Annotated in this window: 11 protein-coding genes, 2 tRNA genes and 1 riboswitch; of the genes, 5 read left to right on the top strand and 8 right to left on the bottom strand. The window is 74.3% G+C overall.

Going from position 1 to position 15,725, the window contains the following annotated elements:
- The coding region (locus B7L92_RS33895) for an asparagine synthase-related protein (RefSeq protein ID WP_081241087.1) at window positions 1–1,723 on the bottom strand (1,723 nt) is incomplete at its 3' end.
- Window positions 1,724–2,440: 717 nt separating this feature from the next.
- On the opposite strand from B7L92_RS33895, the gene B7L92_RS33890 reads away from it, so the two are divergent.
- From B7L92_RS33890 to B7L92_RS33880, 3 genes are all read left to right on the top strand, one after another.
- A complete protein-coding gene (locus tag B7L92_RS33890) occupies window positions 2,441–3,868 on the top strand; it encodes an NsdA family TPR-like regulatory protein (protein ID WP_004986307.1) in 1,428 nt (475 codons plus the stop codon).
- 242 nt (window positions 3,869–4,110) lie between these two features.
- Complete coding sequence (gene trmB / locus B7L92_RS33885; RefSeq protein ID WP_174704061.1) at window positions 4,111–4,971, top strand: tRNA (guanosine(46)-N7)-methyltransferase TrmB; 861 nt, start codon at window positions 4,111–4,113, stop codon at window positions 4,969–4,971.
- 90 nt (window positions 4,972–5,061) lie between these two features.
- Window positions 5,062–6,438, top strand: coding sequence for a PrsW family intramembrane metalloprotease (locus tag B7L92_RS33880; protein ID WP_081241085.1), 1,377 nt, complete (start codon window positions 5,062–5,064; stop codon window positions 6,436–6,438).
- 131 nt (window positions 6,439–6,569) lie between these two features.
- On the opposite strand, the gene B7L92_RS33875 is transcribed toward B7L92_RS33880, so the two are convergent.
- The 5 genes from B7L92_RS33875 to B7L92_RS33855 form a co-directional block, all read right to left on the bottom strand.
- Window positions 6,570–7,601 (bottom strand): M23 family metallopeptidase, encoded by a 1,032-nt coding sequence (locus tag B7L92_RS33875; RefSeq protein ID WP_081241084.1) that lies wholly within the window; start codon window positions 7,599–7,601, stop codon window positions 6,570–6,572.
- Between the two features lie 12 nt (window positions 7,602–7,613).
- Window positions 7,614–7,771, bottom strand: a riboswitch (cyclic di-AMP (ydaO/yuaA leader).
- Window positions 7,772–8,065: 294 nt separating this feature from the next.
- A tRNA-Met gene (locus B7L92_RS33870) sits at window positions 8,066–8,139 on the bottom strand.
- 64 nt (window positions 8,140–8,203) lie between these two features.
- Entirely contained in the window at window positions 8,204–9,337 is a 1,134-nt protein-coding gene (locus B7L92_RS33865; protein WP_081241083.1) for a dihydrofolate reductase family protein, read from the bottom strand.
- Between the two features lie 208 nt (window positions 9,338–9,545).
- Complete coding sequence (locus B7L92_RS33860; protein WP_004986301.1) at window positions 9,546–10,205, bottom strand: response regulator; 660 nt, start codon at window positions 10,203–10,205, stop codon at window positions 9,546–9,548.
- A gap of 2 nt (window positions 10,206–10,207) precedes the next feature.
- Window positions 10,208–11,206, bottom strand: a complete 999-nt coding sequence (locus B7L92_RS33855) for a HAMP domain-containing sensor histidine kinase (RefSeq protein WP_081241082.1) — start codon at window positions 11,204–11,206, stop codon at window positions 10,208–10,210.
- A 471-nt stretch (window positions 11,207–11,677) separates the two neighbouring features.
- Here B7L92_RS33855 and B7L92_RS33850 point away from each other — a divergent pair, with 471 nt between their 5' ends.
- Together B7L92_RS33850 and B7L92_RS33845 are read left to right on the top strand one after the other, a co-directional pair.
- Window positions 11,678–11,989 carry a DUF3040 domain-containing protein gene (locus B7L92_RS33850; RefSeq protein WP_081241081.1) on the top strand — a complete coding sequence of 104 codons (312 nt, stop codon included), beginning with the start codon at window positions 11,678–11,680 and terminating at the stop codon, window positions 11,987–11,989.
- Between the two features lie 236 nt (window positions 11,990–12,225).
- A complete protein-coding gene (locus B7L92_RS33845; RefSeq protein WP_081241080.1) occupies window positions 12,226–12,669 on the top strand; it encodes a hypothetical protein in 444 nt (147 codons plus the stop codon).
- A 123-nt stretch (window positions 12,670–12,792) separates the two neighbouring features.
- Here the strand turns inward: B7L92_RS33845 and B7L92_RS33840 are convergent.
- Together B7L92_RS33840 and B7L92_RS33835 are read right to left on the bottom strand one after the other, a co-directional pair.
- A tRNA-Lys gene (locus B7L92_RS33840) sits at window positions 12,793–12,865 on the bottom strand.
- 153 nt (window positions 12,866–13,018) lie between these two features.
- Window positions 13,019–15,163 (bottom strand): DEAD/DEAH box helicase, encoded by a 2,145-nt coding sequence (locus B7L92_RS33835; protein ID WP_081241079.1) that lies wholly within the window; start codon window positions 15,161–15,163, stop codon window positions 13,019–13,021.
- Between the last annotated feature and the right edge of the window lie 562 nt (window positions 15,164–15,725).

Raw genomic sequence — 15,725 nt, 5'->3', positions numbered from 1 at the left:
GCGCCCCCGGCCGCACCCGCAGGGCCTCCGGCAGCTCCCGGCACGCCCGCACGACCTGGTTGTCCAGGAACGGCGCGTGCAACCGCTGGGACCGGATCTCGGCGGCCTGCTCCAGCACCCGCAGGTCCGCCGCGTACCGGGCCAGCGCCGCCCGCGCCCGGAAGTCACCGGGCCGCTGCCCCGGTCCCACGTCGGACCGCCGCGTCGACGCCTGCAGGCGAACCGATACTTCAGCCAGCGCCTCACCGGTCAGCCAGCGCGCCGCGGGCCCGGGTCTCCCCCAGGTCAGCGCGGCCAGCGAGGCGTCCCCCGCGCCTCCGGGGCCGTCCTCGTCCAGCCGTCGGCGCAGCAGTTGCTCCGCGAGGCCCTCCAGCCCCGTCCGGTAGGGCGTGCGCGCCAGCCGGCGGGCCGCCGCGTACACGCGGGCCGGGACCATCACGGATCCGTCCGCCTTGGCCAGCGCGGCGACCGGCCGCACGAGGTGCCGCCGCTTGCGGTCCATCAGCAGGTCGGCGAGCCGCGCCGGATGCGCGTCCAGCACCTGCCGCGCCCCGTACCCCGTGAAGTGGTCCGCGCTGCCCGCCGCCAGCCGCGCCCGGTGCCGCGCGGCCGACACCAGCGAGGGTCCCGGCTCGTCGGTCAGCGGGCCGTCCAGGTCGGCGTAGGGGAGGGTCTCCTCCCCGCCCGCGACCACCACGTGGTGCAGCCGGGGGTTCGCGGCCAGCGCCCCGGCCCGCTCCAGCTCGTCGTCGTCGCGCCCGCCGTCCGCGCCGCCCGCCGCCGCGAGGTCGTTGAAGGTGACGGCCAGCAGCCGCTCCCCGGCCCCGGTGCCGTGCCCCAGCACGGTCCCCGGCATCCCGGGCAGCCCCGCCGCCAGCAGCGCCAGCGTCCCGGACGCCGGCCCTCCGGACAGGTCGGCCCCGATCCCCGGTACCGGCGTCCCGCGCGCCGCGCGCCGCTCGGCGGGCCCCATCCCCGGAACGGGTCCGGGGTCGATGCCCGCGCCCGGTACGTGCCGGGGCGCGGCCAGCCGCGTCCGCACGGCCTCGACCAGCGCGTCCCCCACCGCCTCCACCGCCCGGTCGGGGTCCGCGGGGGGTGCCGCGACCGCGAGCGAGGCGACGGGCTCGTACCCGGCGACCTCGCGCGCCCCCGCGCGCAGGATCAGCGCGTGTCCCGGCGGAACGCGCTTCACGCCGTCGTACGGGGTCGAGTCGTGCAGCGCGGCCGGTACGTCCGGCACGGCGAGCAGCGCGGCGAGGTGCCCGAAGTCGAGGTTGGCCTCGACGAGGTCGGCGAGCGGCAGCGCGGCGGTCGCGTACGCCGTGCCGCCCGCCCAGGGGGTGTGGAACACCGGTCGGGCGCCCGCGAGATCACCGCAGACGGTGACCCGCCGGCCCACCTGCACGACGGCGGTGTAGCTGCCCGGCCAGGCGGTGAGGTGTCGCAGGGCTCCCCCGCGCGCGGCGAACAGCGCGACGCGCAGCTGCTCGTCGGAGGCGCCGCAGGTGCCGAGGACGGCGATCCGGGTCTGGGCGTCGGACGTGACCACACGCACCTCGTCGGGACGCCAGTCGCCGACCGCCCACAGCGGGTCGGGGCCGCCCCACAACAGCTGGGAGCCCACGGGCTGCAGGGCCTCGCCGTCGTCCCCGGTGGCGCCGGCGGAGCCGAACCCCACGGCTCCCGCGGCGGTGCTGCTCCATCCCACCAACCACCGCATCGACGCCTCCGCAGGCTGTGGACAACCAGTGCACCGCATGAACCGGTTCCCCATGCTGCCATGAAGGAGGCGCTCGGGAGGCGTGCCGGAGCCGTGTGTGCTCCGTCCCATGCGCCCCGGCGGATACACCACCCCGGGACGAACACCCCACCCGTCGCCGGAAGATCGCCGAGCGTCGCCGTACAGCCGTCCCCACCGCGACGACGCGAATGCGCCCCCTCAACGCGCCCCCAGAACCACCAACGCGCCCTCAACTGCCGTGGTAGACACGGGGATATCCCGGGAACAGCGGGGATCGATTTTCGGTCAAATCGGAGCGGCGGCCAACGTCCCGAACACGCTCCGTACATGCTCTGCGCACCGCTGGACGGTCGCGCAGTCCGGGAGGCGCCGCACGCCTCCCGGACCGTTCCGCCGCCCGCGGGGATGAAGGCGGCGGTGTCCCCCAGCCCGCTGGATCCAGTACAGCGGGCCGACCCACGCACGGACCATGGAATCGCTCCCGTGATGGCCGGAGAAGAGCGCACGTACGGGCGCACGGCCACACACCGGGAGCACGCCGCAACTGCGCGTATCGGGCCCGTACTTCAGTACGGACCACAATCCCGCCATCCGGAAGAATGCCCCTTAACGCTTGGGATGCGGCGAACTACGCTGGGTTTACGAATGCCGCGTGGTTATGCCAGAACGGCAGCCGTCTGTGTCGAGGGGTGGCGCATGTCCAGGGAGCAACGCGGGCCGAACGAAAAGCTCGGCGCCGTTCTCGCCCTCGCGGGAATCTCCAACGCGGGCCTCGCACGACGCGTCAACGACCTCGGCGCGCAACGGGGACTGACGCTTCGCTACGACAAGACGTCGGTGGCGCGCTGGGTGTCGAAGGGCATGGTGCCGCAGGGCGCCGCCCCGCACCTGATCGCCGCCGCCATCGGCCAGAAGCTGGGCCGCCCGGTGCCGCTGCACGAGATCGGCCTGGCGGACGCGGATCCCGCGCCCGAGGTGGGCCTCGCCTTCCCCCGGGACGTCGGGCAGGCGGTGAAGTCCGCGACGGAGCTGTACCGGCTGGACCTCGCCGGCCGCAGAGCGGGGGCCGGCGGCATCTGGCAGTCCCTGGCCGGCTCCTTCGCGGTCAGCGCGTACGCCACGCCCGCCTCACGATGGCTGATAACCCCGGCCGACAGCTCGGTGGCGCGCGAGGTGAACCCGTCCGAGGGTCCCGGCGCACCGATCAAAGTCGGCCACAGCGATGTGCGGAAACTGCGGGAGGCCGCCGAGGACGCCCGCCGCTGGGACTCCAAGTACGGCGGCGGCGACTGGCGTTCGTCGATGGTCCCCGAATGCCTGAGGGTCGAGGCGGCCCCGCTGCTGCTCGGCTCCTACTCCGACGACGTCGGCCGCTCGCTCTTCGGCGCCGCCGCCGAACTCACCCGCCTCGCGGGCTGGATGGCCTTCGACACCGGCCAGCAGGAGGCCGCCCAGCGCTACTACATCCAGGCGCTGCGCCTGGCCCGCGCCGCGGCGGACGTGCCGCTGGGGGGTTACGTCCTGGCGTCCATGTCCCTCCAGGCGACCTACCGCGGCTTCGGCGACGAGGGCGTCGACCTCGCCCAGGCCGCGCTGGAGCGCAACCGGGGGCTGGCCACCGCGCGCACCATGAGCTTCTTCCGCCTCGTCGAGGCACGCGCGCACGCACGCGCCGGGGACGCCCAGGCCGCCGGCACCGCCCTGAAGGCGGCGGAGGGCTGGCTGGAGCGTTCCCGCCCCGGCGACAGCGACCCGACCTGGCTCGGCTTCTACGGCTACGACCGGTTCGCCGCCGACGCCGCGGAGTGCTACCGCGACCTCAAGGCGCCCCGCCAGGTCCGCCGCTTCACCGAGCAGGCGCTGTCGAAGCCGACGGAGGAGTTCGTGCGCTCGCACGGCCTGCGGCTGGTCGTCTCGGCGGTCGCCGAACTGGAGTCGGGCAACCTGGACGCGGCCTGCGAGCAGGGCGTCCGCGCGGTGGAGGTGGCGGGCCGCATCTCGTCGGCCCGCACCACCGAGTACGTCAAGGACCTCCTGCACCGTCTGGAGCCCTACGGCGACGAACCCCGTGTGGTCGAGCTGCGCGAGCGCGCCCGTCCGCTGCTGATGGCCCCGGCCGGCTGACCCCCGTCCCGGCACGGCACCCGGTGGGTGTGACGGCGGCGCGTACGCGACGGGGCCGTCCCCACTCACGCGCCGCATCGGCCTCACGCGCGGCACCGGCGGCGTCCAGGCCGGCCCCGACGGGGGACCGGCCCCGGCGCGCGAGGGCCACGGCCGTCGCACGGCGCTCCGCGCGAGCCGGCGGAGCCGGGGCGGTGACGGGCGCGGCGGCCGTCCGCCGCCCCCGTAAAATCGACAGCACTGTGTCTGACGTCGTGAACACCCCCGAAGCCCCGCACCCCGCGCACGCGCCCGGTGTGTCGATCCGCCGTACCCGGGCCAAGGGGGAGCCGCGGTTCCCGGACGGCCCGAAGGCCGATCCCGCCGGATCGCACTTCGAGCGGCGCATCCGGAGCTTCCAGCCGCGCCGCAGCCGGGTGACCGCCGGGCAGGCGGACGCGCTGCAGCGGCTGTGGCCCCTCTGGGGCTTCGACATCGACGGCCGGCACCGGCTCGACCTCGCGGAGTTCTTCGGCAACGGCAACCCGGTCGTCCTGGAGATCGGCTTCGGCATGGGCGAGGCCACCGCGCAGATGGCCGCCGCCGACCCGGCCACCAACATCCTCGCCGTCGACGTCCACACCCCCGGCCAGGGCAACCTCCTGAACCTGGCCGACCAGCGGGGCCTGACCAACGTCCGCGTCGGCAACGGCGACGCGATCATCCTCCTGCGCGAGATGCTCGCCCCCGACTCCCTCGACGGACTGCGCGTCTACTTCCCCGACCCGTGGCCCAAGAAGCGGCACCACAAGCGGCGGCTGATCCAGCCCGCGTTCCTCTCCCTGGCGGCGACCCGCCTCAAGCCGGGCGCGGTGCTGCACTGCGCCACCGACTGGGAGCCGTACGCCGAGCAGATGCTCGAGGTGCTGACCGCGCACCCCGCCTTCGCGAACACCCGGGCCGACGGCGGTTTCGCGCCGCGTCCCGCGTTCCGGCCGCTGACCCGTTTCGAGGGACAGGGACTGGACAAGGGTCATGTCGTGAACGACCTGCTCTTCCGTCGCGTACAGCACGACGACCGACCCGGAACAGACCAGCCCGCCCAGCCCTCCACCGGCGCCTGAGCCCGCCGCGCGCTCCTGCGGCCGGCGCCCCGTCCCGTTAGGGTCCCTTCCGTGGCCAGCAGCCCTCCCCGTCCGGGGTGTCCCGGAGCGGTGCCCCAGCCCGGCGTGCCCCCGCGACCCGACGGTGCGCTCCGGCACGCGCACTGGTGGCAGCGGCCCTGGGTGCGCTACGGAGCGCTGGTCGCCCTGCTCGCGCTGTCGGGGCTGGTCATCCTCGCGCTGGTGCGCGAGCAGACCGGCACGGAAGGGTTCCTGGTCGGGCTGGGGCTCGCGGTGCTTCCCGTACCGCTGCTCCTGGCCGCCTTCCGGTGGCTGGACCGGGTGGAACCGGGCCCCTGGCAGAACCTGCTGTTCTCCTTCGCCTGGGGAGCCTGTGCGGCGGCGCTCATGGCGATCGTGGCCAACAGCTTCGCCACGCAGTGGATAGCGACGGCCACGGCCGACCCGTCGAGCGCGGACACGCTCGGCGCGACCGTCATAGCGCCCGTCGTGGAGGAGACCGTCAAGGCCGCCGCCGTGCTGCTGGTCTTCCTCTTCCGCAGACGCGACTTCACCGGGCTCCTCGACGGCGTGGTGATAGCCGGGGTCACCGCCACCGGGTTCGCGTTCACCGAGAACATCCTCTACCTCGGCACCGCCTTCGGCACCGACCGGCTGACCGGTGACAGCGGCTTCGCCTCGGTCACCGCGGCGACCTTCTTCGTCCGCATCGTCATGTCGCCGTTCGCGCACCCGCTGTTCACCGTGCTCACCGGCATCGGGTTCGGGATCTCCGCGCTCTCCGCACAGCGGCAGCGGGTCCGCCGGGTGCTGCTGCCGCTGTGCGGGCTGCTGCTCGCGATGGGCATGCACGCGCTGTGGAACGGGTCCTCGACGCTGGGCGACTACGGGTTCTTCGTCGTGTACCTGGCGATCATGGTGCCGGCGTTCGGCGTGCTGACCTGGCTGGTGGTGTGGACGCGGCAGCGCGAACTGCGGACGGTTCGGGCGGAGCTGCCCGCGTACGCCGTGGCCGGCTGGCTGAGGCCGGCGGAGCCGTTCGCCCTGGGCTCGATGCGCGCCCGGCGCGTCGCCCGGCGGTACGCGCGCCGGCACGGGGGGAGGGCCGCGGCACGGGCGGTGGCGCAGTACGAGGCGTACGCGACCTCACTGGCGTTCCTGCGGCACCGGGGGCGGCTCGGCCGGGCGGGGCCGGACTTCACCGTACGGGAGCGGGAACTGCTGGGAGAGCTGTGGCACCGCCGGGAGGCGGCCCGTCCGGCGCTGGACCACGCGGCCCGCACCACCGCGCCACCGGTCCCGGTCGCCTTCGCGCCGTGGCCGGTGTACGGGGGCCACGGGCCCCACGGAGTCCATGGCCCCTACGGGTTCCAGGGGGCTCAGGGGATGCGGGGGAGCCACGGGCACGGGCCACCGCCGCAGGCGCATCCGTACTCCGCGTACCCGCCGAACCCTTACCGGTCCTGAGCCGCCGGGCGGCGGGCCGCGGGACGCGCGGGCCGTCGGCACCGTGCGCGGGTGGGGCCGCGAACGCGACCGGCAGCCCTGACGTCGGGGGGTCGCCGTCGGGACTGCCGGGGTGCGGGGAGGTGTGGTTCCTAGGGGTTGAGGCCCTTGCTGCGCAGCCACGCCAGCGGGTCGATGCCCGCGGAGGAGCCGCCGGAGTGGACCTCCAGGTGGAGGTGGGCCCCGGTGGAGTTGCCGGTGGAGCCGACGCGGCCGATCACGTCGCCGGTGTTGACCTGCTGGCCGACGCTGACGTTGATCGAGGACTGGTGGGCGTACCAGATCTCGGTGCCGTCGTCGAGGGTCAGCACGGTCTTGTAGCCGTAGGAGCCGTCCCAGCCGGCGAAGGTGATCGTGCCGGTGTGGACCGCCTTGATCAGCGTGCCCGAGGGGGCGGCGAAGTCGAGGCCGGTGTGGTAGCCGGAGGACCAGTAGGCGCCGGCCTGACCGAAGGTCGAGCTGAGGGTGTACGAGGAGGTCGGCAGCGCGTACTGCTTGGCGAGCGCGGCGAGGCGCTCGGCCTCGGCCTTCTCCCGGGCCTCCTCCTCCGCCTTCTTCTTCGCGGCGGCGGCCTCGGCCTTGGCCTCCTTCTCCGCCTTGGCGGCGGCCTCGGCGGCCTCCTTCTCGGCGGCGGCGAGGGCCTCGGCCGCGGCCTTGCTCTCGGCCTGGTCCTGCTGCTGCTCGACCTGCGCCATGATCCGGGCGCGCAGTGCCTCACCGGCGTCGGCGGTGCCCTGCTCGGTGTCGGCGGCGGTCATGCCGATGGTGCTGAGCGGAGTGGCGGAACCGGCGGGCTCTTCCTCGTCGGAGATGAGGGAACCCACGTTGGGGAGGTCGGGCACGGAGATCGAGACCGGCGGCTTGCCGGTCTGGGCGCTGGCCATGCCGCCCGCGCCCACCGCGGCGATGACGCCGACGCCCAGGACGGTGGAGCTGCGGGCGAGTCCTCCGCCGCGCTGCTTGCTGACGCGGTGCCGGCCGCGGACCGGGCGGATGGACTCCGCGGTGGGGTTCCACTCCTCGAAGGGGCCCTCGTCGTCGCGGACGCGGCCGTAGCCGAAGGTTTCGCCGTCGCGCTGGCTCGGCATGAAGGGGGCCTCGGGAGCGGGCCGGTTGGACGCCACGTGGGCGTACTCCTTTCCTTCCTCCACCGCCTACCGGGTTAGCTGACGGGTTCGGAGCAGGAAGGTCTCCTACGCGCGTATACGAACCGTGCTTCCACGGCGGTATCCACGCGATTCACCCCATGGTGGTGGTTCCCCGGTTCCCTTGCGGGATTCGGCGCGTGCGCACGGAGCCGACTTCTGTGACGGCTGGGACGACCGCGCTGCGTTATCGAACGTTAATAGACGTGAGGGCCGGATTCCAAGCCGTTCCTCTTGATCATTCACGATTCCCGCAGGGACTTAACCGCCAGGAGCAGGCGAAAACGGGCGAGTTGACCCTCCTTCAGGCTTCCGTGATCTTCTGACGGTTCGTCAGTCGTTATGCGCAGCGGGGTGGATCGGTCACCTTCGGTGACGGGGTGCGGATACGGGAAAACACCGAGGGCCGGAATCCTTTTCGGATTCCGGCCCTCGGCCTTCAGTAGCGGGGACAGGATTTGAACCTGCGACCTCTGGGTTATGAGCCCAGCGAGCTACCGAGCTGCTCCACCCCGCGTCGGTATGACACCAGTGTACGCCATGCGCGGGACACGCAGCACACCCCTCTTCCCCGCCCCTCCTCAGCGGCCGATCAGGTGACCGTTCGGCGCCTGGGCCCGCTCCTCGTGCTCCGGCAGGACGACGACGACGGCGCCCCCGTCCACCAGCACCCCGCTGCCGTCGGCGCCCGGCACGAAGGTGTCCGGCTCGCGCCAGGCCGTGACCACCCGCCGTATCCCCGCGTCCAGGATCAGCCGGGCGCAGGGCGCCGGCCGGGACGCGCGCCGGGCGCAGGGCTCCAGGCTGGAGTACACGGTGGCGGTCGCGAGCCGGGGGTCCGTGGGATCGGTCTTGGCGAGCGCCGCCTCCTCCGCGTGCACCACCGGGTCCCCGCCCTCCCGGGAGTGGCCCCGCGCCAGCTCCGTACCGTCGGCCGCGACCACCACCGCGCCCACGCTGAACGCCGTCCCGGACGGCGGGCACCGCTCCGCGAGGTCGCAGGCGAGGGCCAGCCAGTGGTGGTCGGCGGCGGAGGGCAGCGCACCGGTGCCGGGAGCGGTGGGCTCGTAACGCATCAGGACGACGTCGCCGACGGCCCGGGTCTCCAGCAGCCGCAGCCGGCCGCCCTGGTAGGAGCCGGGGCCGAAGAGGCGGGGGGCGTCCGGGTCGCCGACGAAGAGCGGGGCGAGGACCAGCTGGAGCTCGTCGGCGAGGCCCTGGGTGAGGAGCTGGGTGTGGACCAGGCCGCCGCCCTCGACCATGAGCCGCCGGACCCCGCGCACGGCGTGCAGGTGCTCCAGGAGCCGGCGCCAGTCGAGCTCGGGACCGAGCGGGACGACGTCGGCCGCGAGACCGTGGGCGTGGGCCCGCTCGGCGCCCCGGTCGGTCGTGTAGAGGACCTTCTCGCCGCCGGTGTGCCAGAACCGCGCCGCCGGATCCAGGTCGCCGGAGCCGCTGACGGTGACCTTGAGCGGGTACTCCGACCGGCCCCGGGCGACCCGGTCGGCCCGCCGCTCGGGCGAGTTGACCAGCAGGCGCGGGTTGTCGGCGCGGATCGTGCCGGCGCCGACCAGGATCGCGTCCACCGACGCCCGCACCTCGTCGACCCGGTCGAAGTCGGCCGGGCCGGACAGCAGCAACCGCTCGGGGCCGGTGTCGTCCAGGTAGCCGTCCAGGGAGACGGCGGCGGACAGCAGGACGTAGGGGTGGGGCATCGGCGCACTCTCCTGGCGAGGACGGCGGACGGGGGCCCGGCCCGTGCGGAGCCGTCCGGGCCAGGTCTGACCACAAGCCTGCACGACGTACGGCGCACGGCGGGCCGGGGACCGTGCGCAGGCCGGCCGCCACCGCACCCGGCGGCGTTCCGGGCCGGGGGCTGCGCCGTTACGGGGCGGCCCCGGGCCGGGGGCGCCGTACGGGGCGTCAGGGCTCGATCAGGCCCACGCGGATGGCGTACCGGGTGAGTTCCAGGCGGTCCTTCAGGCCCAGTTTGGAGAGCAGGTTGGCGCGGTGGCGCTCCACCGTCTTCGGGCTGATGACGAGGAGGTCGGCGATCTGCTGCGAGGTGTTCCCCTCGGCGACCAGCTTGAGGATCTCCTCCTCCCGGTCGGTGATGGCCTTCGGGGGCAGGTTCCGACCGTCCCGGGCGAGGTCGAGGTAGTTGCGGATGAGGGCGTTGACGGCGCCCGGGTAGAGGAACGGCTCCCCGCGCATGGTGGCCCGGCACGCCTCGACCAGGTCGCGGTCGGCGACGGACTTGAGGACGTACCCGGAGGCACCGGCGCCGAGGGCCTCGAAGAAGAACTGCTCGTTGTCGTACATCGTCAGGACGAGTATCCGCGTCTCCGGCAGGGTGTGGGAGAGCTCGCGGGCCGCCTGCAGACCGGTCAGCCGGGGCATGGCGATGTCGAGTATGGCCAGGTCGGGTCGGTGGACACGGGCCTGTTCGAGGGCTTCGGCACCGTCGTCGGCCTCGGCGACGACGGTCAGGTCCGGTTCGCCGTCGAGGATGAGGCGGACCCCTCGGCGGACCAGTGCGTGGTCGTCGGCGAGGAGGATGCGGGTGGGGGCCGGGTCGGTCATGTTCAGTGTTTCCGGTCGGGGACTGCGAGCGCGAGGGCCGGTACCCGGACGGGCGCCGGCCCCCGCACGGGAACGGGAACGGCCAGACGTACTTCGGTGCCTCCGCCGTCGGCCGGGCCCACGGTGAGATCGGCGCCGACGAGCAGGGCGCGCTCCCGCATCCCGCGGATCCCGGCGCCCTCGGCCACGTCACCGAGGCCGCGGCCGTCGTCGTGGACACGGAGTTCGACACCGGTGGGGACGCGGCGCAGGGTGATCCCGGCACGACGGGCCCCGGCGTGGCGTGCGGTGTTGGTGAGCCCTTCCTGGGCCACCCGGTAGATCACCAGCTCGGCCTCCGGACCCAGGTCGGGCAGATCGGGGCCGAACCGGTGCTGGACGGTGAGGCCGGGGCCGCCGAACTCGGTGGCGAGGGCCTTGAGGGCGGGGATCAGCCCGAGTTCGTCCAGGACCCCGGGGCGCAGCCGGCGGGCGATGCGCCGGACCTCGTCCAGGCTGCTCCGGGTGATCTCCTGCGCCGGGCTCAGCTCCTCGCGCAGCTCCGGCGGGGCGTGGTCGGCGACCCGCTTCAGCTGGAGCAGCACGGCGGTGAGGCTCTGGCCCACCTCGTCGTGCAGTTCCTGGGCGATGCGGCGGCGCTCCGCCTCCTGCGCGGACAGGGCGCGCGCACTGCTCGTGGCGCGTTCGTCCTCCAGCCGGTCGAGCATCGTGTTGTACGTGCTGATCAGCTCGGCGACCTCCCCCCGGCCGGCGACCGCGGGACGCTGCCCCGGGCGGAGGAGGTCGGTGGTGTTCATGGCGCGGGTGAGGCGCTGCAGCGGGGCGAGCCCCACCCGCAGCAGCAGCGCGTTGGCGACCAGCATGGCGGCCAGGCCCACGGTGAGCACCGCGGCCTCGGTGAGCAGGACCGGGGTGGAGACGGTGACCGGCCCGAGCAGCAGGGCGGTGGCGGTGATCAGCACAACGGCGTTGAGCAGGAAGATACGCCAGAACAGTGGCACCCGGTACCACCTCCTCACCGCTCGCCCCGTGCCGCTCGTGTCGTAGGCTCCCGTCGTGCCGGGGCCGGGACAGCCCGCGGGTCCGGGGGCGCGGGCGCGGGCCGTCACGACCCAGCGTGAGCGCTGCACGGGCCGTACGCCATCCGTGACAGTCCCCATTTTCCGGACGGCCGGCGGGTGCCGGGCCGGCACCCCTACACCCCGGACCCCCCGGAGATGGGGGTCGGACCCGATGGCGGAACCGTCGCCGGCGGGCGACGGTGGGGGCACGGGTGGTGAACCCGGCACCGCCGCACCGCCGTACCGGGCGGGCGACGGCGCGAGCGTACGGAAAGCTCCCTGTGCGTCGGCCCGCGTGCGCGGGCCGACGGTTCGTTCTCCACCCCCGGCGCCATGGGACCGACGCCCGGTGGTGCCCCAGAAGCGGCGGTCGGTGTCGCCCGGCTGCCCACCGGTCGGGAAGGAGGAGCCGTGCCCCAGTCCGACGACGAGCGCCTCGTCGATCTCGCGACCCGACTCCAGAAGGAGGACCCCCACTTCACGCGCTCGTTCTCCGACGGGCGGCCGACCCCGCCGCGCGAGTACCGCCGGGCACGCGCCTGGTGGGCGCTGGGGATCGGCCTGACCCTGCTGATCGCGGGCATGGTCCTGCCCGACGGGCTGCTCATCGCGACGGGCCTGGTCGTCAGCGGCATCTCCGTCCACCTGCTCGACCCGATCGACCCGCACCGGCAGCGGCACCCGCGCAACCGCTCGCCCCGCTCACCCCGCTCACCCCGCTGACCGTGGACGCCGTCCCCGTCCCCGACCGACCGCGCCGACCGGCCGGGCGGCCGCCCGTACCGCTCACGGGCGGCCGCCCGCGCCCGACCGCACGGCTGTCTCATTCGACGCTTCCGCCCGGTCCACTCCTGCTGCCAGCCTGACCAGCACCCCCGCCGGACCGGTCCTCCGAGCCGTGGCCCGTGGCAGCCGCGGTGAGAAAATCCGCCGGGAGAGACCGGAAGGGAAGCGTCAGCATGATCGAGTGGGTGACCCTCGGTACCGGACCGAAACCGGTCCCCCGGCCGGCCGCCACGCCCCTGGTGTGGGCCGGCGCCTTCGGCGGTGCGCCGGTCCTGGTGGCGCTGCTCAACACGACCGTGGGCACGGACCGTCCCGGACTCGCCCTGATCGCCCTGTCCCTGCTGGCCGCCGCCCTCGGCGTGTGCGCCCGGTTCACCGCGGCCCCGGGTACGGCCGTCCTGTGCTGGCTGTTCCTCAACGGCTTCGCGATCCCGCCCGCGGGCACCCTCTCCTGGGCCGGCCCCCGCGACACCTTCTGGCTCGCCTGCCTGCTCGCCGCCACCCTCGTCGGCACGGTCGTCTCCCGCCTGGCCCACGCCCGCGCGGCCCACCACCGCCTCGCCACGGTCGTCGGCACACCGCGCACGGACCCGGACGAGTGGCCGCACGCCTCCTGACGGGAGCGGCACGGCCCCGGGCCGGCTCGCACGGGAGGGGAGAACGCAGCGGCGCCCGGGCCGACCGAAGCCGGACCGGGCGCCGCACGGCAGGTCACAGGGGTCTCCCCTTCCCCGCGGCCGTAGGCCCTGTGGGACTCGAACCCACAACCAATGGATTAAAAGTCCACTGCTCTGCCAATTGAGCTAAGGGCCCAGGCGGTGTTGCCTCCCCGAGCATAGCGGGATGTGGCCGGGTCTCCGATCGGGTATCGGGGAGCCGGACCCGGCCGTGTCCCCCGCGGAAACGCGGAAGGGCCCGCGCGACGGGTGTCGCGCGGGCCCTCGGGAACGGCACGGTGAGGCCGCGTCAGCCGTTGCGCTTCCAGCGCGGCTTGTCCTCGCGGCGGCCGAAGGAGCCGCCGCCGCGGTGGTCGTCACGGCGGCCGTACGGACGGTCGTGGCCGCCGGTGCGGAAGCCCGGGCGGTCGCCCTGGCGGTCGCGGTTGAAGGGGCGGTCGCTGCCCCGGTGGCCGCCGCGCTCGTCCCGGCGGAAACCGCCGCGGTCACGGTCCCGGTCGCGGTGGAAGCCGCCCCGGTCGTCACGGCGCTCGAAGGAACGCCCGCCACGGTCGCCGCGGTCACCGCGGTCGTCCCGGCGGAAACCGCCCCGGTCACCGCGGTCGCCCCGGTCGTCCCGACGGAAACCGCCGCGGTCGCCCCGGTCGTCCCGGCGGAAACCGCCCCGGTCGCCGTCACGGCGCTCGAAGCCGCGGTCACGGTCGAAGGAACGTCCGCCCCGGTCACCGCGGTCGTCCCGACGGAAGCCGCCCCGGTCGCCCCGGTCGCGGTCGAAGGAACGCCCGCCCCGGTCGTCCCGGCGTTCGAAGGAACGCCCGCCACGGTCGCCGCGGTCACCGCGGTCGTCCCGGCGGAAACCGCCCCGGTCGTCCCGGTCGTCCCGGCGCTCACGCCGCTCGTACGGCGTCGGCGCCTCCGCACGCTCCACGCGCTCGGTCCGCTCGACGTCCCGCGCGGACGGCTGCTCCGGCAGCGAGACCTCCGCCTCGGCCGACACCACGGCGACCGCCTCGGCCACCACCGCCTCGGCGTCCTCGCCCCGCTCGCGCGCCGCCCGGGCCAGCAGCCGGTCCGCCTCGTCGCGCAGCTCGGCCGCACGGCGCTGCGCCCGCTCCAGCTCCTTGGTGAGCTGGGCGACCTCGCGCTCGGCCTGCTGCGCCGCGTTGCCCGCGGACTCGGCCTGCACCTCGGTCATCGACCGGGCGCCGGTGATCTCGGCGAGCTCCGGGTCGAAGGCCGCGCCGCCCTGGATGATGTGACGCATCGCGTCGACGCCCGCGTCCTCCATCAGCCGGAAGATCTGGCGCCGCTGGTGCGGCAGGGCCAGGGACACGACCGTGCCCGTACGCCCGGCGCGCGCCGTGCGGCCCGCCCGGTGCAGGTAGTCCTTGTGGTCGCCGGCCGGGTCGACGTTCAGCACGAGGTCGATGCCGTCGACGTGGATGCCGCGGGCCGCGACGTCCGTCGCCACCAGGACGTTCACGTACCCGTCCTTGAAGTCCGCCAGCGTCCGGGTCCGGGCGCCCTGGGTCATGCCGCCGTGCAGCGCGTCGGCCTTCGCCCCGGCGTCCCGAAGCTGCTCGGCGACGCGGTCGGCGCCCAGCTGCGTCCGGACGAAGATGATGGTGCGGCCCTTGCGGGAGGCGATGGCCGCCGTGACCGGGGCCTTGTCCTTGGGCTTCACCACGAGGATGTGGTGCGACATGGTCGTCACCGCGCCCTGCGCCGCGTCGACCTCGTGCGAGACCGGGTCGTTCAGGTAGCGGTCGACGAGGGTCTTGATCTCGTTCTCCATCGTCGCGGAGAACAGCATCCGCTGGCCGCCCGCCGGGACCTGGTCCAGCAGTTCCGTGACCTCGGGCAGGAAGCCCAGGTCGGACATCTGGTCGGCCTCGTCGAGAACCGCGATCTGCACGTTCTCCAGCGAGCACGCGCCGCGGTTGATGATGTCGCGCAGCCGGCCCGGCGTGGCCACCAGGATGTCGACGCCGCGTTCGAGGGCGTAGATCTGGTTGCCCATGGACGTGCCGCCGCAGACGACCTTCATCTTCAGGCCCAGGACGTCGCCGTACGGCTGGAGCGCGTCGGCGACCTGCATCGCCAGCTCGCGCGTCGGCGTCAGGATGACGGCACGCGGCTTGTGCTTCTCGGTCCGGCCGCCGGCCAGCGTGGCCAGCGTCGGCAGACCGAAGGAGAGGGTCTTGCCGGAGCCGGTGCGGCCGCGGCCGAGGATGTCCTTGCCGGCCAGGGCGTCCGGGATGGTCGCCGCCTGGATCGGGAAGGGGGTGGTCACGCCGTTCTGCGCGAGCTTGCGCACGACGCCCTCGGGAAGGCCGAGGTCGGCGAAGGTGAGCTCGGGGGCGGTGGAGGTGGTGGGGTCGGCGTCCTCGGTGTTCTCGGGCACGACGACGTGATCAGTACTGGCGATGGGCATACGAATGCGAAACCTTCCGGAGTCTCTTCGGCACGCGCCCGTCAACTCCGTGATTCGCGATTCGCAATATGACCGCCTCGATGCGGTCCACCACGGCAAGGGAGAGTACGCGCCACACGGCGCGCTCTGCAGTGGCGCCGGGCAAATAGGATCAAACGATCTGCCACCATACGCACCCACCTCCCCCGAAAGCAAACCGGACCCTCGCCGCAGGATCGATCCGCAGGTCAGCGCATGATCCCCGGACGAGCCGGCCGCGACGGCGGACGGACACGCAGGACGACGGAGAAGAGGAAAGAGTTCCTAGACCGGCGCCCCCGCTTCCGGCACCGGCTCCCGCCGTGCCCACTGCGGCTGAGGCGGTTCGGGCGCCGCCGAGGACGGCTCCGGCGGCGTCGGCTCCGGCGGCGCCGACGGCTCGGGCGGCGCCGGCGTGGGCTCCGGGTCCGGCGACCGGCTGGGCACCGGCGGCACGGGCCGCTCCGGCGTCGGACCGGCGGGCTCACCGGGGCCACCGGCGGCCGGTGCGGACCGGCTCGCCCCCGCCGACGGCGAGGCCCCC

Origin of the sequence: Streptomyces viridosporus, from assembly GCF_002078235.1 — a bacterium.
In the GTDB taxonomy this organism is placed as follows: Bacteria; Actinomycetota; Actinomycetes; order Streptomycetales; family Streptomycetaceae; genus Streptomyces; species Streptomyces viridosporus.
Note: the sequence above shows the minus strand (reverse complement) of the source record. Positions and strands in the feature narration are given on the sequence as shown.